General features: G+C 63.4%; 12 protein-coding genes and 2 tRNA genes. 5 read left to right on the top strand and 9 right to left on the bottom strand.

Annotated elements, in window-relative coordinates; translation table 11 throughout:
* Window positions 1–143: 143 nt before the first annotated feature.
* From FJW06_RS05690 to FJW06_RS05705, 4 genes are all read right to left on the bottom strand, one after another.
* Entirely contained in the window at window positions 144–1,523 is a 1,380-nt protein-coding gene (locus tag FJW06_RS05690; protein WP_140749241.1) for a TolC family outer membrane protein, read from the bottom strand.
* Between the two features lie 184 nt (window positions 1,524–1,707).
* The gene (locus FJW06_RS05695; RefSeq protein ID WP_140749244.1) at window positions 1,708–2,382 is read right to left on the bottom strand and encodes a protein-L-isoaspartate O-methyltransferase; all 675 of its coding nucleotides are present in this window, start codon (window positions 2,380–2,382) and stop codon (window positions 1,708–1,710) included.
* Window positions 2,383–2,475: 93 nt separating this feature from the next.
* A tRNA-Cys gene (locus FJW06_RS05700) sits at window positions 2,476–2,549 on the bottom strand.
* 164 nt (window positions 2,550–2,713) lie between these two features.
* Window positions 2,714–2,974, bottom strand: coding sequence for a hypothetical protein (locus FJW06_RS05705; protein WP_140749844.1), 261 nt, complete (start codon window positions 2,972–2,974; stop codon window positions 2,714–2,716).
* A gap of 207 nt (window positions 2,975–3,181) precedes the next feature.
* On the opposite strand from FJW06_RS05705, the gene FJW06_RS05710 reads away from it, so the two are divergent.
* A tRNA-Asn gene (locus tag FJW06_RS05710) sits at window positions 3,182–3,256 on the top strand.
* 232 nt (window positions 3,257–3,488) lie between these two features.
* Here the strand turns inward: FJW06_RS05710 and FJW06_RS30040 are convergent.
* Window positions 3,489–3,656, bottom strand: a complete 168-nt coding sequence (locus FJW06_RS30040; protein ID WP_181178172.1) for a hypothetical protein — start codon at window positions 3,654–3,656, stop codon at window positions 3,489–3,491.
* A gap of 1,282 nt (window positions 3,657–4,938) precedes the next feature.
* Between FJW06_RS30040 and FJW06_RS05725 the strand changes: the two genes are divergently transcribed.
* Window positions 4,939–6,015 (top strand): histidinol-phosphate transaminase, encoded by a 1,077-nt coding sequence (locus FJW06_RS05725; protein WP_246674534.1) that lies wholly within the window; start codon window positions 4,939–4,941, stop codon window positions 6,013–6,015.
* 25 nt (window positions 6,016–6,040) lie between these two features.
* The gene (locus tag FJW06_RS05730) at window positions 6,041–6,958 is read left to right on the top strand and encodes an allantoinase PuuE (protein WP_140749253.1); all 918 of its coding nucleotides are present in this window, start codon (window positions 6,041–6,043) and stop codon (window positions 6,956–6,958) included.
* Window positions 6,959–7,016: 58 nt separating this feature from the next.
* On the opposite strand, the gene FJW06_RS05735 is transcribed toward FJW06_RS05730, so the two are convergent.
* The 4 genes from FJW06_RS05735 to FJW06_RS05750 all read right to left on the bottom strand — a co-directional run bounded on the left by FJW06_RS05735 (window position 7,017) and on the right by FJW06_RS05750 (window position 13,285).
* A complete protein-coding gene (locus FJW06_RS05735; protein WP_181178157.1) occupies window positions 7,017–7,919 on the bottom strand; it encodes an SMP-30/gluconolactonase/LRE family protein in 903 nt (300 codons plus the stop codon).
* 76 nt (window positions 7,920–7,995) lie between these two features.
* Window positions 7,996–10,413 carry an FAD-dependent oxidoreductase gene (locus tag FJW06_RS05740; protein ID WP_140749259.1) on the bottom strand — a complete coding sequence of 806 codons (2,418 nt, stop codon included), beginning with the start codon at window positions 10,411–10,413 and terminating at the stop codon, window positions 7,996–7,998.
* Window positions 10,414–10,558: 145 nt separating this feature from the next.
* Window positions 10,559–12,214 (bottom strand): ABC transporter substrate-binding protein, encoded by a 1,656-nt coding sequence (locus tag FJW06_RS05745; RefSeq protein WP_140749262.1) that lies wholly within the window; start codon window positions 12,212–12,214, stop codon window positions 10,559–10,561.
* Window positions 12,215–12,391: 177 nt separating this feature from the next.
* Window positions 12,392–13,285 carry a LysR substrate-binding domain-containing protein gene (locus FJW06_RS05750; RefSeq protein WP_140749265.1) on the bottom strand — a complete coding sequence of 298 codons (894 nt, stop codon included), beginning with the start codon at window positions 13,283–13,285 and terminating at the stop codon, window positions 12,392–12,394.
* 170 nt (window positions 13,286–13,455) lie between these two features.
* Here FJW06_RS05750 and FJW06_RS05755 point away from each other — a divergent pair, with 170 nt between their 5' ends.
* Both FJW06_RS05755 and FJW06_RS05760 read left to right on the top strand, forming a co-directional pair.
* Window positions 13,456–14,853 carry an MmgE/PrpD family protein gene (locus tag FJW06_RS05755; protein ID WP_246674535.1) on the top strand — a complete coding sequence of 466 codons (1,398 nt, stop codon included), beginning with the start codon at window positions 13,456–13,458 and terminating at the stop codon, window positions 14,851–14,853.
* 7 nt (window positions 14,854–14,860) lie between these two features.
* Window positions 14,861–16,102 carry an FAD-dependent oxidoreductase gene (locus FJW06_RS05760; protein ID WP_140749268.1) on the top strand — a complete coding sequence of 414 codons (1,242 nt, stop codon included), beginning with the start codon at window positions 14,861–14,863 and terminating at the stop codon, window positions 16,100–16,102.
* Window positions 16,103–16,105: the final 3 nt, after the last annotated feature.

The following is a 16,105-nucleotide window of genomic DNA, read 5'->3' on the forward strand; positions in this document are numbered from 1 at the left end:
ATCCCCAATCTGGGGACTCTTTGGATTTCAACAGATTAGGGAATTTCAACAGATTAGGCGATGCGCGATCCGACCGGCCGTCCACAATGACAAACGCCGCGCATCCATGGGACGCGCGGCGTTTGTCGAAGCTTGGGTCGGAATCAGCGCCCGTCAGGCGTGCGCAATCCGTACCACTTGTCCTTGACGGCGTTGTAATGCTCTTCCGGCCTGTATTTGGTGACCGCCAGACCAAGGCGATCGACCGACAGCCGGCCCATCGCCGACAGGATGGCGTAACTCGCCACGACCACGTCGCGCTCGGAGCTTGCCTGGTTGATCTTGGCGGTGATGACCGCGTTCTGCGCGTTCAACACGTCCAGCGTCGTGCGCTGGCCGACATTGCGCTCCTCGATGACGCCGTTGAGCGCCAGTTGTGCGGCATCGATCACCTGCCTGTTGGCATCCACGCTTTCGCGCGCGGCGACATATTGCGTCCACGCCGAAACCACGGCCTGGCGTACCTGGTCGCGACTGACATCGACCTGGATGCGCGCCTCGCTGAGCGATTCCTTGTTTTGCCGCACCAGCGCCGAGGTCCGCCCGCCCGAATAGATCGGAATGGTCAGCGTTGCGCCGATATTGGCCGATGTCGAGGTGCCGTTGGTTCCGGTGAGATCGGGAGCGGAGTGACTGTAATTGTCAGAAATGCCCGCGGAAGCCGTCACCTGCGGCAGCAGCGCCCCCTCCGAGGATTTCACCGAGAACGCCGCCGCGTCGACGAGATGCTGGGTGGCAAGGATGGCCGGATGCTCGGCGGAAGCGACGGCCAAGGCCGAATCGAGGTTGCCCGGCAACAGCTTGCCCAGCGGCGAGGCCGCCTTGAGCTTGCCCGGCTCGTCGCCGACGATCTGATGGTAGGTGGCGGCGCTAGCCAGCGCCGTCGCGCGGGCGGCGCTGAGCTGTGCCACGGCCGTGGCGCGCGAGGCGTCGGCCTGGGCGACGTCGGTGCGAGTGCCCTCGCCGACCTCGAAGCGCGAGCGGGCGGCGCGCGCCTGCTCGGTCAGGAACTGCAGGTTCTGTTCGGTCAGCGCCGCGATCTGCCGATCGCGAATCACATCCATATAGGCGCTTGCCGCGTTGAACAGGATGTTCTCTTCGGTGTTGCGCAGGCTTTCGACCGAAGCCTTCACCTGCGATTCGGCGGCGGCCACATTGTTCTTGGTCTGAAACCCGTCGAACAGCGTCTGGTTGATCTGCACGCCGAAACTGCCAGTCGTTATGTTCCGGGTGATGCCTTGCCCGTGGGTACTGGTATAGTCGATGCTGCTCGAACCGGTGACGGTTGGACGCCAGCCCGACTTGGCGATGGCAACGCCCTCATCGGTGACGCGCACGCCGGCGCGGGCGGCGTTGAGCTGCGAATTGTACTGGTAGGCTTTGGCGAGGGCGCCGGTAATCGTCTCGGCGGAGGCGGCCAGCGGCGAAAGCGCCGTGGCCGAAACAAGGATAGCTACTAAAACTCTCTTGCGTAGAGGCGGCACGTTATTTCCCTCATTCGTTTTGCATGGGAACCACGCCGCGTCGGCCCACCCTTGCGGATCGGCCAGCGCCGCGTCGTTTATCGTTCCCCCGCTGATGGCCTCCCGAAACGCCCGGTTAACCGATCAGCAACGATTGTTAGGCGCAAGCGATCATGACAACGCCTTCGCTGCAAGGCAAAAACGCTCAGAATTCAAACGCGTGAGCACGTTCGAAGCCCGGTAGTGGCTTAATTGCCGCATTAAAGGCCCGCCTTCCGGTTACAACCCCTCCTGTTTTGAAAAACAGCCGGGCCACGCCAGAGTTGCCTTGTCCTTCCACCGCAACCAGGCGTCCATCTTCCGCAAGCTGGTCAAGCAGCGCCTGGGGCACTTCCTCGACGCTGCCACCGACGAAGATGACGTTGTAGGGCGCTTTAGCGGCATGCCCCTGCGGCAGCGGCCCGGTGACCATCGTGACATTCTGGCAGCCGAGGCTTGAAAGCGTGGATTTGGCGGCCTCCGACAGCGCGGGATCGCTTTCCAGCGCCACGACGGACCGCGCCAGCCTGGACAGCAACGCGGCGGAATAGCCGGTGCCGCAACCGACATCGAGCACCGAATCGCTCGCGTCGATCTCGGCCAACTGCAAAAGCTTGGCGAGCGGCGACGGCTCCATCAGGTAGCGCGCGCCGCCGCCATTGGCGCCATCGGAAATGCGGATGTCTTCGTCGATATAGGCCAGATCCTGCTGTCCGGCGCCGACGAAGGCCTCGCGCGGAACGGTCAGCATGGCCTCGATAAGCGGCGCGCTGGTCACGTCGGTGGTGCGGATCTGGCCGTCGACCATCTTCACGCGGCGTTCGGAGAAATCGACGCTCATGTTTCCAACAATCCGCTCCCTGCGCCAAGCACGCGGCTAAAACTTCGACTGGAACCCCGCTCCGGCGCGATTGCGCTGGAGCCCGCAAGCATCTGGAGGCCTCGCCCGGAATCGAACCGGGGTGCAAGGATTTGCAGTCCTCTGCGTAACCACTCCGCCACGAGGCCTCGCAATGCTCCCGGCGTTCCGAGCGAACTCATTATGTTGGCGCTCAAAGGTCGTCAAGCGCTCGCGCGTCATTCCCGACGCTTTCGCATGGAGCGGCCAAAGTGGTGATTGCCAATCGGTTGTCGCGGCTCCGGCATCGCGGTGGCGCAACCGTCCCTGCCTCTCAGTCGGGCCGGCGCCGGCGCTCCCACCAGACGATGAAACGCCGCCGTTGGCGCCGGATCATGGCGAATTCATAGGACAGAACCAGGAGACCGAGCGGAATCATCCAGAAGCCGAGAATCGGCAGAAAGCCCAGAAGTCCGCCAATAGTAAGCAGCATGCCGATGGCGATTCGCCAGCCGCGCGAGCGCGGCATGGTGAACTCGCGGCCGAAGACCGAAATCTTCCGTGCCGGGGCAATGTCATCGTCCGCTGCGGTCATCCGAACCAAATCCCGTCCTGCTGCCTTACCAAACCCAAGGCGATAACCGGCCGCTTGTTCGTGCCGGTGTGAAGCCCTTGATATGTGGGCACGCCGACCAATGGCACAAATAGCCGCATCAAAAAGTGCAGAAAAATTGCGAATTGCTTCTTTGCAAAGGCGAAAGGTGTTTGCTATAGGCTGCGCCACTCACGTCAGAGCCTCCGTTCCCCGGTAGCTCAGTGGTAGAGCAACCGGCTGTTAACCGGTTGGTCGCTGGTTCGAATCCGGCCCGGGGAGCCAAGTTTTCCAAAGCTATAGATTTTCACGAACAGCCGTCGCGATTTATTGGCAAGACCGGTCTTGGCTCACGACCGACAGATCCGAGCGTCCTCCGTTGTATGGCGAGAACCCTTGATCAGGCTGATAGGGTCGATCTCAGCCGGAGCGTTGCGAGCCTTGCTGGTCAGGCCCGGCGTGACTGACAGCCTTACCGGGCCGCCTGCCTTCAAGATGACGCCCCTGTCGTCGCCGGCTAGGCCTCGTCCTTTTCAATCCCAACGCTGTCCCCGTCTCCATGAACCTTGTTCCGGTCCCAGTCGTTGGTCTTGTCGGGGGATTTGGCAGCAGCGTTTTGGGTTTCGCGTTGCTTGTCCTTGCGGGGCTTGGGACCGGGCAGATCGCGCGATGATTTAGGTTCCATTGAGCTATCCCTACGGCCAAACAGAACTTCCAACGATAACTAGGCCCGAATGTTCCAGTTGTGGAATGGCTCTGATCGCAAGCGTTCACCGCGGCTTGCCAGGTTTAACGGCTGGTGGCGCTGGCGCGAGGCTCGGTAGCGATGTGGCCGGGGAACGGCAGCTTCCACTGTTCCCCGCCACCTTCATTCGGCGATTCCAGCAACGCAGTACAATCGATCACATCGTGAAATTGGGCGCTTGGGTCAAACCGAAGGCAGGAGCCGTAAGATCGCAGGCATCGCAGCCTTCTCATTTTTTGGAGCCTCGCCCGACGTTCCTCGCCCGCCAATGATCGAGTGGGGTTTTTGTTCTTTTCCATCAGAAACTGCATGAGCAGCCCCTCCGCGGGTTTTCAATCGTAACCCAACGACCCTATAGGCCGCCCTACGACGATCATCATCCATTTACAGGCCAATGCCGGGCAGCACTCACAGATACCCTACGAACCGGTAAGGAAGGCGTCCTGCATTCGGATGACGGACTGCTTTAGCGCACATTGATATAAATCCAGTGTTGCCAGTGCGGGCATATGTTTTGAGTCCAACGCCCGCCGACCGGCCCGGCGGCCTCCTGAGCTGGCTTGCCGGGCCGCTCGCCTCATCGGCGCGGGGCCCATTCCACGCGCAGGGCCAAATTCCCATAAGCAATTCGCCAATCAGGCGACTGGCATTTCGCTTGCTCATGAGTTGAAGGCAACAATGAGAGAACGACGTTAGGCCCAACGGAATGGGCATTCAGTCCAAATTGCCGGTCTCCACGACGCCAAATAACCTCGCGAAGTGAAAGGCAGGGGCATATGGCGGGAAAACGGGCGATTGCTGTCAAAGACTGGTCGTGCGCCATGAGCGACGAGATTGGTCGCGTGGTCTTGGCCATAAACTCGACCGAAGGTGAAACGACCTACATTCTTATGACAATCTTCCAGGCGGCAAAGATGGCCCAGGAACTGCGGTCGCCGAAGCTAGTCCCCCGATACGACATATAGCGGTTTGCGGCCCGCTCCGCTTTCCTGTCCAGGGGCACATCACGGTGGCCGTTCCAGTCTGCACGATTATGGGCATTGTTCGAGCGTAGTCTTTGGCTCGGTGCGATGAACAAGGCGGTCCGGATATCTGCCCACCCACATGGGCCAAATTCCCATGGTCATTGCACCGGCGAATTTTGCTTTGCGGCCCGCCTGCCCTGCCTTAGCCTCGCTGCGGAAAACATCGCCGACAAGCCTATAGACGGACCCATTATGCCGTGCCTCTGAAAGCCGCCGCCCATATCGAGGCCATGTCCGCTTTCGCGCTGGCGAATTTCGGTGGCTACGACCGGCCGACGCTGGCGCAGAACGAAAGCGCCTTCCCGCCCAGCCCCAAGGTAATCGAGGCCGGGCGCGATGCCGTAGCGCACAGCCATCTTTATCCGGACCCGGACTGGACCTTGCTGCGCGAGGCGATCGCCAGGACCTATGGAGTCGAGGGGGAGCTTATCCTGTGCGGCGCGGGGTCGATGGAGCTGATCGCCTGCACCATCGCGGCCTTTGCCGGTCCCGGCGCGGACGTGCTGGGCACGGACTATGCCTATAATTTTGCCGCCTCGGCGGCCGCGCGCGTCGGGGCGACCTATGTCAAGGCGCAGGAGCGCGGCTTTGAGGTCTCGATCGACGCCGTCCTGGCTGCGGTCACACCGGCGACCCGTATCGTGTTCGTCTGCAATCCGGGCAACCCGACCGGCACCCGCATCAAGAACGCGGAGTTGCTGCGACTGCGGGCGGCGTTGCCCCGCGACGTTCTCCTGATGATCGATCAGGCCTATGGCGAATTCGACGACCAGGATCCGCAAACGGTCTTCGCGCTGGCCGGACGCGGCGACACCGTCGTCCTGCGCAGTCTGTCCAAGGCCTACGGGCTGGCCGGCGCGCGCATCGGCTGGGGCTTGTTCGCGCCCCAGATCGCCGCCGAAGTGCGAAAGATGCAGAATTCCAACCAGGTCTCGACGGTCAGCCTCGCCATGGCCGTCGCGGCCGTCGAGGACCAGGCCTATACGCGCGCGATCGTGACGCGCACCGCCGACATTCGCGACCGCTTCGCGCAAGGTTTGCGGGCGGCTGGATACGAGATTCCGGAAAGCCGGACGAATTTCGTCCTGGTCCGCTTTGCCGGCACGGCGGCAGCGGCGGCCGCCGACAGCGCCATGCGCGGCGCCGACATCATCGTGCGCGGCCTCTCCGGTTACGGCCTGACCGATTGCCTGCGCATCACGGTCGGGCCGCAGGATGTCATGGACCGCGCGCTGCGTATTCTGACCGCCCTGCGCGGCCGGCAATGCTGGTAAGGCTTCATCCATCCGAGGGGATTTCATGACGTCAGACGCACCGTATCTGCCCGCCCGCGATTTCATCGGCTATGGCGAGCGGCCGCCGGCGGCTGAGTGGCCCGGCGGCGCCAAGCTGGCGCTCAACGTCGTCGTCAACTACGAGGAAGGTGCCGAATACTCGATCGGCGAAGGCGACGGCGTTTCCGAAACGATCCTGTCCGACCTTGCCGTGGCGCCAGCCGTGCCGGGCCTGCGCAACCGCAACATGGAATCGCTTTACGAATACGGCTCGCGCGTCGGCGTCTGGCGGCTGCTCTCGCTGTTCCGGGACAAGGGCGTGATCCCGACGTTCTACGTCGTCGGGCGCGCGCTGGAGCTCAACCCGGCCGCCGGCAAGGCGATCGCGGCACTTGGCAGCGATATCGTCTGCCACGGCTGGCGCTGGATTGACTACGCGCCGCTCAACGAGGAGGAAGAGCGCCAGCACATCGCCATGACGGTGGACACGGTGCGGAGCATCACCGGCATCGATCCCCTCGGGTGGTACACCGGCCGGCCAAGCCTCAACACGAGGAGGCTGGTGGTCGAGCATGGCGGCTTCCTGTTCGACTGCGACGACTACAATGACGACCTGCCCTATTTCGTCGATGTCGGCGCCAAGCGGCACCTCGTCGTGCCGCACAGCTTCGACAACAACGACAGCCGCTTTTCGCGCGGTTCGGGCTTGGAGACAGGCGGTCAGTTCTTCGACTATGTCAGCGACGGTGTCGACTGGCTGCTGACGGAAGGCCGGAAGACCCCGCGCATGATGACGGTGTCGCTGCATTGCCGGCTGGCGGCCCGGCCGGGGCGGATGATCGGGCTGGAGCGATTCCTCGACAAGGTGACGTCCCATCCCGGCATCTGGGTCTGCCGCCGCTCCGACATCGCCCGCCATTGGCTGGACCGGTTCGGCGGCTGAGCCAGCCATCGGCGGTTGGTTAGCAGGCGAGCAGCCTCCGCCGCCCGCCGGCCGAATCCTACTTGTTCGGCACCTCATAGACCTTGCCGTGCCAAGGTGCTGCATCGATCTGGTCGAGCGCCATCACGTAGAGCATCTTCTCGTCCGGCCCGAAGGCGAAGTTCGGCATGGACGGCGACGGCACCGAGAGCGTGCGCAAGAGCTTGGCGTCTTTGTCGACGACGATGATCTTGCCCGGCGCATCGAGCGAGCGCGGGCTCTGGCCGATATACATCTCGCCTTCCTTGTCCATCTTGATGCCGTCGGGCCAGATATGCGGCTGGTTCGGGAAGAGATCGTCGAGCCGCAGGAACACGCGGCGATTGCTCAGGCTGTGGTCGGACGAAACGTCGAATTCGATGATCCTGTTGTCCTCTGTCTCGACCAGATAGAGGATCTTGCCGTCATTCGACAGGACGAGGCCGTTGGCGTTGTGCAGGTCGCCGGCCACCTTCTTCACGCTGCCGTTCTCGCCGATGTAATAGGCCGAGGCGTCGATCAGCGGGCCGCCCTTGCCCGAGCCGGTGAAATAGACGCCGCCGTCCTTGTCGGGCGCGAAATCGTTCGGTCCGCTGAACGGCCTGCCGTCCGTATCCTTGTCATAGGCCGGCAGTGTCTTGCCGTCGACCGAGATGCGGCCGATCGTGTTGTTGTCGTAGCAGGTTACGAGGAACTCACCACGCGTCGTCGGCAGAACGGCCGAGGGACCGCAGCCGTCCATCTTCCAGAAAATGTCGTTCTTCTTGCCGTCCCAGACGGTCACCGTGCCGCGGCCATATTCGACGTAGAAGAGCTTGTCCTGATACCAGATCGGACCTTCGGCGAACCACGCGTCGTCATTGACCACCTTGACGTCGGCCGCCTGCGCGGCGGACGTCAGAACCAGGGCAAGCATCGTGCCCAGCAAATGCCGTTTGATCATGCGATTCCCCTTTTTGTTTTGGTTGGTTGAGGCCCTTCTTTGAATCCGAATGTCCGCCGCTGGATGGCCAATGCGGCTACGACCGCAGCCGCTTGCCTTCCGGATCGAAGGGCGGCTGCGCGAGCAGCACCGCCTCATGCGGCCTGCCCAGAATGGCGACGGTCACCTTGTCGCCGGCCTTGGCGGTTCCCGCCTTGACGTAGCCCATCGCCAGCGACTGCTCGACGAAATAGCCGTAGGCGCCCGACGACACCTGGCCGATCGGCGTGCCGTCCGGCAGGAAGATCGGCTCGCCGCCGGTGGCGTCCGCATCCTGGGCCGACACGGAAAGCATGATCAGTTCATCCCGCGCCGGCTTCTCGGCTACGGCGAGATAAGCGTCGCGGTTGAGGAAGTCCTTGTCCGTCTTGATCAGCCTGTCGAGCTTGACCTCCTGCGGCCAGTACTCCGGCGAGTATTCGCGGCTCCAGCTGCCGTAGCCCTTCTCGACGCGCAGCGACATAAGCGCCCGCGAGCCGACCGGCCCGGCGCCGACTTCCGCGCCGGCCTTGAGCAGCGCGCGGTAGAGCTCGACCTGGTCGGCTGCCTTGCAGTGCAACTCCCAACCGAGATCGCCGGTGAACGAAACCCTGAGCGCAACCACGTCGACGCCGGCGACGGTGATCTGGCGCGAGCGCATGAACGGGAAGGCCTCGTTCGACAGATCGTCATTGGTGAGCCGCTGCAGGAGCTCGCGCGATTTCGGTCCGGCGACATTGAAGCCCCCAAGCTCCTCCGTGCGCGAGCGGAAGGTCGTGCCTGCCGGCAGCGGCACGGATTTGAAGAAGCGCTGGTGGAAGCGTTCGGCCATGCCCGAGCCGATCACCATGAACTCGTCCTCCGCCAGCCTGGTCACGGTGAAGTCGCCGGCAATGCCGCCGCGCTTGCCGATCAGCGGCGTGAGACAAGAATTGCCGACCTTGGTCGGCATGCGGTTTGCGAAGACCGCGTTCAGCCAGGCTTCCGCATCCGGACCCTTTACTTCGTATTTGGCGAAATTGGAGATGTCGATGATGCCGGCATGTTCGCGCAACATGCGCGCTTCCCGGCCGACCGGCCTCCACCAGTTCTGCCGGGTGAAGCCGACCGTCTCCTCGCGCGGCTCGCCCTCGGCGGCGAACCACAGCGGGTGCTCCCAGCCGAAATTGAGCCCGAACACGGCGCCCATTTCCTTCTGCATTTCATAGACTGGCCGGGTCCGCACCGGGCGACCGGCGGCGCGCTCCTCGTTCGGGAAGTGGATCTTGAAACGGTGGCTGTATTGGTCCTGCACGCGCGCCTTGGTGAAGGCCTTGCCGGCCCAATGGCCGAAGCGCGCCATGTCCCAGCCGAACATGTCGAGGGTAGGCTCGCCCTCGATCATCCATTCAGCCGCGAGCTTGCCCATGCCGCCCGACTGCGAGAAGCCGGGAATGATGCCGTTGCAGCAGAAATAATTCCTGAGTTCAGGCACCGGGCCGAACAGCACAGCGCTGTCCGGCGACCAGATCATCGGCCCGTTGATGACGCGCTTCACGCCCGCCGCCCCAACCGCCGGAACACGCGCAATGGCGCGCATCATGTTCTCCTCGATGCGGTCGAGGTCGTCCGGGAACAGCTCATGGCCGAAATCCATCGGCGTGCCGTCCTCGGCCCAGAATTTCATGTTGCGCTCATAAGCGCCGATGAGCAGGCCGAGGCCTTCCTGGCGCAGATAGTATTCCCCGTCGCGATCCGCGACAGACGGTAGGCGCCGGCCCATGGAAGCGATTTCCGGGATGGTCTCGGTGACGAAATACTGATGCTCGGTCGGGATCAGCGGCAGTTGCAGGCCGGCCATGGCGGCGACCTCCCTGCCCCACAGGCCGGCGGCGTTGACCACCCATTGCGTGCGGATGTCGCCCTTCGGCGTACGCACGATCCAGCTGCCGTCCGCTTGCGCCTCCGTCGCCGTGACCGGGGTGAAGCGGTGGATCTCGGCGCCGCGCTGGCGCGCGCCCGCGGCATAGGCGGCTGTCACGCCCGACGGATCGACATTGCCGCCCTCCGGCTCATACATGATGCAGCGAATGCCGTCGAAATCGACCAGCGGATGCAGCCGCTCGGCTTCGTCCCGGCCGACCTCGTAGAAATTCATCTTGTAGCGCCGCGCCTTGGCTTCCTGGAGCCTGAGCTGATGCTCGCGTGCCTCCGTCTGGGCAAGATAGAGCGAGCCCGGCTGGAAGATGCCGCAGCCCTGGCCGGTCTCGGCCTCCAATTCCTTGTAGAGCGCCATCGTATAGTGCTGCAGCCGGCTGATATTGGTGGAATCATGCAGGCCGTGGATGTTGGCGGCCGCGTGCCATGTCGAACCGGAGGTCAGTTCGTTGCGTTCCAGAAGCACGACGTCCGTCCAGCCGAACTTGGCGAGATGATAGAGGATCGAGCAGCCGATCAGACCACCGCCAATGACAACGGCTTGTGCATGAGTACGCATATTTGAGCTTTCTTCCCTTGTTCGGCGACTGTTTCGCGCTCTTCGGCAGCGCTTTGGGATTTCATTTAGCTGACTGACCGATCGCAATCGCCGGCGAATTCATGGGCGCAAACCGCGCCCCTGAATTGATGTTTGATTTACCGGTCTAGGCCTTGTCCAGCCAGACCTTGTCGAGCTGCAGTTCGAACGTCTGGTGCATGCCGAGGTTCTTCACATAGGCGGCATGGTGGCGGTAGAGCGAGCGCCAGAATGCCTGGACGAGAATGCCGGAGTCTTGCAGGATGAACTCCACGTCCTTCATCAGCTCCTTGCGCTTGGCCGGGTCGGCGATGGCCATCGCCTCGTTGAGCTTCTTGTCGAACTCCGGGTTGGCATAGCCGGACTCGTTCCACGCCTCGCCGCTGCGATAGGCGATCGCCAGCACCTGCACGCCCAGCGGCCGCATGCCCCAGTCGGTGGTCGACCACGGATACTTCGTCCAGTCGTTCCAGAACGACGAGCCCGGGATGATGGTGCGCTTGACCTTGAATCCGGCGTCGCGCATCTGCGCCGCAACGACATCGGCCGGGTCCTTCACATAATCGGCATCGTAGGAAATCAGCTCGAACTCGTGGTCCGTCTGGCCAGCCTCGGCCATCAGCGCCTTGGCCTTGGCGAGATCGCGCGGAACCTTGGGCAGCTCGTAATATTCCGGATGGATCGGGCAGACATGGTGGTTCTCGGCGACCTGGCCCAAGCCGCTGTAGCCGAGCTTCAGCACCGTCTCGTTGTCGACCGCGAGCTGGATGGCATTGCGCACCCGCTTGTCGTCATAGGGCTTGTTGGTCACGTTGGTGCGCAGCACGATCGTGCCGGCGGTGACCACCTGCTCCTTGACCAGGCCCATGCTGTCATAGAGATCGACCGTGCCGCCGACCGTCTGGTAGTTGCAGTCGATCTCGCCGGCCTCGAAGGCGCTGCCGATGGCCGGGTTCGAGGCGTCCGATCCGTAGTCGACCCAGTCGACGCCGTCGAGATAAGGCTCGCCGCCGAACCAGGTGAAGTCCTTGCGCCGCCGCACCGAGGCGGACTCGCCGACCTTGTAGGAGATCAGCTCATACGGCCCGGTGCCGGGCGTCTTCAGCATATGGGCGCCGTTCTTGTCGAAGTCGCGATGGACGATGACCGCCGGATAATCGGAGAAGCCGGGGATGATGGTCACGTCCGACTGGCTGCATTTCAGCTTCACCGTATGGTCGTCGACCTTGGCGATGGCGCCCTTGGCTGCCTTCTTGGTGGCGGGATCGATCAGCGAGCCCATGCGGCCAGCCATCGAATTGCCCTCGGCCGCCTTATCGCACCAGCGCGCGATATTGTAGACGATGTCGTCGGCGTTGAAGTCGTCGCCGTTCGACCACTTCACGCCCTTGCGCAGATGCAGCGTGTATTCGGTGGCGTCGTCGCTTACCTCCCAGCTCTCGACCAGATGGCCCTCGAAGGTGAAGTCGGTAGTATAGCGGATCATGTAGTCGTTGCACTGGCGCATGACATTGGCGATTTCCGACCAGTCCCAGGCGCGCGGATCCTTCATGTCCTTGATGATCATCTGCATCTTCAGGATGCCGCCCTTCTTGCCGGGCAAGGGCGCGGCGGCCTTGGCCGGCTCCATCCCTGCCATCGAATAGGCGAGCGCCGTGGAAGCGCCCATCACGCTCGCCATGGCCAGGAATTCGCGGCGGTCCATCCGGCCGCCTTTGACTTCGGCTGCGTAGCTTTCGATGACCGCCGGGACGCGATCACCGTTGCTCTTGAACATTGTCATCGTTGTTCTCCGGTTCAGGGCTTTCCGCCCGTTACATTCCCCTTGCGGCTCAGCATGTTAGGGGCGATGCAAAAATCCCGGAAGGGCTCGAACGGTTACAAACCGCAGAAACGCGGCCTTTGAGACCTAAAAAAACGATGCCATTGGCCCGTCAATTTTTGAAGGGGCGTGATGGCGCTACGGTCGCGCGGCGTCTTCCCTGGCCCTGGAAAGGATCCATTCCCTGACCGTGCGGGCGATGTTTCCTTTCGAAAGCTGGCTCTCGGTCAGATAGTAATTCCAGGGACTTGGCGGCCGTACCGGAAACGGCTCGACGAGCAGCCCGCGTCGCATATAGGCATGCGCGAGTGAGCGCTGCGTGGCGACGAGGCCCGCCCCCATCGCGGCAAGCTCGAGCGCGATGTTGGAGGCATTGGTCGACAGACCCTTGTCATGGTCCTCCAAGTCGACGCCAAGCGCCTCGGTCACCACCTGCCAGTATTCCTGGCGGCCATGCACGAAGATCCAGTCCACCTTGAGCATGTCCTGCGGCGTCTTCAGCGCATGCTCGCCTTCGAGCATGCAGGGGGCGCAAAGCAGCACCAGTTCTTCGTTCCAGAGCGGGGTCGCCGCAGGCGGCCGGTCGTCGAAACGCCGCGTCGAGATGGTGATGTCGGCGATCTGCTCGCTCAAGTCCTCCCAGATCGTGCCGTGCAGCACGATCTCGATCTCGGGATGCTTCTTGCGGAACGCTGCCATGCAGCCAGCCAGCCAGTTCTCAGCGAGGCTCATCGGACACGAGACCACCACCGTGCGATTGCGCGAGGATGCGACAATCGCCTCGGTCGCCTGGTCGATCTGGTCCAGCGCCTGGCGCAGCGTCGGCAGGAACGCCTCGCCCATCTCGGTCAGCTTCAGGCTGCGCGGATAACGGATGAACAATTGCCGGCCGATATAATGTTCGAGCGCGCGCACATGCGTGCTGACCGCGGCCTGCGTGTAGCCGAGCTCCTTGGCCGCCGTGGTGAAGCTCAAATGGCGGGCCGAGCTCTCGAACGAGCGGATATAGTTCAAGGGGGGCGGCGGCTTCATCCCGGTCTCCTGTTCCACAGTCGCCACAGCTATCGCATGGGCAATTGGCCAATCAATCGCAGACCAGCGACATGGCATCAATATTTTTGGCCAAAGCCGCCAAACTAATCGCGTGCCTGCGCGATGAACCCAATTTATTGATGTTGTGAAGAGACAGGGGAGAGAAGCGCGTGGCTGTGCCGTCGTACCGGCGTGAGGGGCCTGTCGTCAGTTCCGACACATTCACGCGCCTTGCCGATTTCGTGCTGCGGCGCCCCGCTTCCGTCTTCCCTCAACCGGTGCTCGAACAGGCGCGCTATCTTCTGCTCGACACGCTGGGCATCGCCGTCGCGGCCGGACCGATGGAAGCAGGCCGCATCGCCCGCGACGCCGCCGTGCTGCTCTATAGTTCGAGCGATCCGCACTATTCGGCCCGCATGCTGTTCGACGGACGCCGCGCCAGCATCGCCGGCGCGGCCTATGCCGTTGCCACGCAGACAGACAATCTCGATGGCCATGACGGCTACAGCCCCACCAAGGGCCATATCGGCGTGGCGGTGGTGCCGGCGCTGGCAGCGCTCGCCGAAGCGAGGCCCGATCTCACCGGGCCCGAAGCGCTGGCGTCCCTGGTCGTCGGCTACGAAGTCGCCGGCCGGGCCGGCATCGCCCTGCATGCGACGGTCAGCGATTATCATACCTCCGGCGCCTGGAACGCCCTGGGCGTGGCGGCTGTGGCGGCACGCTTGCGACGGCTCGACGAAGCACAATTGCGCGAGGCGTTGGGCGTTGCCGAGTATCACGGCCCGCGCAGCCAGATGATGCGCGAGATCGCCACGCCGACGATGCTGCATGACGGCTCCGGCCTCGGCGCTCTCATCGGCCTTTCGGCTGCCGTGCTTGCCGAACGCGGCTTCACCGGCGCGCCGGCGATCACAGTCGAGGCGCCGGATGTCGCGGCGCACTGGCAGGATCTCGGCGTCTTCTGGCAGTCACTGCATCAATATGTGAAGCCTTATCCGATCTGCCGCTGGGCGCATGCGGCGATCGATGCCGTGCGCGGACTTTGCCTGGCGCATAACCTTGCCCCGTCCGACATCGCCCATGTCCAGGTCAACAGCTTCCACTATGCGGCGACGCTGTTCGACGGCATGCCGGACACCACCTCGAAGGCGCAGTACAGCCTGCGCTTCGCCGTCGCGACCTTCATCATTCACCGGCGTATCGGGCTCGAGCATATTTCCGGCGCCGGCCTCGCCGACGCCGCGGTCGCCGACATGCTCACCCGCATCACGGTAACCGAAACCGAGCGCCACAGCGCCCGCTTCCCGGCTGGCCGCTGGGCCGACGTCGTCATCACGACCAACGATGAACGCGTGCTGGCATCGGGCGACGTGCATGCGCGCGGCGGCCCTGAAGCGCCGATGCCCAAGCAGGACGTCGAGGCCAAATACATGGAATTCACGGCCCCCGTGGTCGGAGCCGGCCGCGCCGCTGCGATCCGCGACGCGGTGCTTTCGCTCGACGATCGCGACAGCCGCTTCTCCGATTTGTCTGCGCTGCTCTACGATCCTCCCAAGGTTTCGAGCTGATCCCGCAATGACTTTCAGGCTCCTGAAATACGGTCTCAGCAGGGACTATCCGGTGAGCGGCGACATCCCCGCCACGCCCGAGCTGAAGCCGGCCTACGACGTCGTCATCATCGGCGGCGGCGGACATGGACTGTCCTGCGCGCATCATCTTGCAAAGTACCACGGCATAAAGAGTGTGGCGGTGCTGGAGAAAGCCTATCTTGCCGGTGGCAACACGGCGCGCAACACCACCACCATCCGCTCCAACTACATCACACCGGAAGGCATCGCCTTCTACAAGGAAGGCGTCGAGCTGTTCGAGCGGCTCTCGCAAGAGCTCGACTTCAACGTCATGTTCTCGCAGCGCGGCCAGCTGACGCTGGCGCATAGCGAGGCGACGATGCGCAGCTTCCACATGCGCGCCGAAATGGGCAAGCACATGGGCACGCGCACCGAGGTCGTCGACCAGAAAGGCGTCGAGGAGCTCTGTCCGCTGCTGAATATGGATTATGGCGGTCCTCTCGAAATCATCGGCGGACTCTGGCATGCCGACGGCGGAACGGCGCGCCACGATGCCGTCGCCTGGGGCTACGCCGCCCAGGCGTCGCGGCGTGGCGTCGAGATCCACCAGCGCACCGAGGTGCAAGGCTTCGAGGCCGTCGGCGACCGCGTCCAGGCCGTCAAGACGAACAGGGGGCGCATCGCCTGCGGGCAGGTGCTGATCGCCACCGGCGGCATGAATTACGACGTGGCACTGATGGCCGGCGTTGAGCTCCCGATCCGCTGCTATCCGCTTCAGGCGATGGTGACCCAGCCCCTGAAACCATGGCTGCACACGCTGGTCTCGTCGGTGTCGCTGCACACCTATTTGGTGCAGTCCTCGCGCGGCGAGGTCGTCATCGGCGGCGGCTCCGATCCCTACCAGCTCTATTCGACGCGCTCGACGCTCGACATGAAGGAGCATCTCGCCGAAGGCGCCGTCCACCTCTTCCCTTTCCTGCAAGGCGTGCGGCTGCTGAGGCAATGGGCCGGCATCACCGACATGACGCCGGACTACAGCCCGATCATGGGCGCCAGCCCGCTTACCAATCTCTGGCTCGACTGCGGCTGGGGCACCTGGGGCTTCAAGGCGACGCCCGTCGCGGGCAAGCGCATGGCGCAGACGATCGCCGAGGGCCGCGTGCCCGACATCCTGAAGCCATTTGCGTTGGAGCGCTTCGAAACCTTCCGGCTGCTCAATGAAATGGGCGCAACGGCTGCGAGCCACTGATCC

It is taken from the genome of Mesorhizobium sp. B4-1-3 (assembly GCF_006439355.1).
In the GTDB taxonomy this organism is placed as follows: domain Bacteria; phylum Pseudomonadota; class Alphaproteobacteria; order Rhizobiales; family Rhizobiaceae; genus Mesorhizobium.

Bases quoted from the DNA above. Each gene is read 5' to 3' on its own strand.
- FJW06_RS05695 (WP_140749244.1), bottom strand. From the start codon at position 2,382: ATGAGCGTCGATTTCTCCGAACGCCGCGTGAAGATGGTCGACGGCCAG.
- FJW06_RS05705 (WP_140749844.1), bottom strand. From the start codon at position 2,974: ATGACCGCAGCGGACGATGACATTGCCCCGGCACGGAAGATTTCGGTC.
- FJW06_RS30040 (WP_181178172.1), bottom strand. From the start codon at position 3,656: ATGGAACCTAAATCATCGCGCGATCTGCCCGGTCCCAAGCCCCGCAAG.
- FJW06_RS05730 (WP_140749253.1), top strand. From the start codon at position 6,041: ATGACGTCAGACGCACCGTATCTGCCCGCCCGCGATTTCATCGGCTAT.
- FJW06_RS05735 (WP_181178157.1), bottom strand. From the start codon at position 7,919: ATGATCAAACGGCATTTGCTGGGCACGATGCTTGCCCTGGTTCTGACG.
- FJW06_RS05740 (WP_140749259.1), bottom strand. From the start codon at position 10,413: ATGCGTACTCATGCACAAGCCGTTGTCATTGGCGGTGGTCTGATCGGC.
- FJW06_RS05745 (WP_140749262.1), bottom strand. From the start codon at position 12,214: ATGACAATGTTCAAGAGCAACGGTGATCGCGTCCCGGCGGTCATCGAA.
- FJW06_RS05750 (WP_140749265.1), bottom strand. From the start codon at position 13,285: ATGAAGCCGCCGCCCCCCTTGAACTATATCCGCTCGTTCGAGAGCTCG.
- FJW06_RS05760 (WP_140749268.1), top strand. From the start codon at position 14,861: ATGACTTTCAGGCTCCTGAAATACGGTCTCAGCAGGGACTATCCGGTG.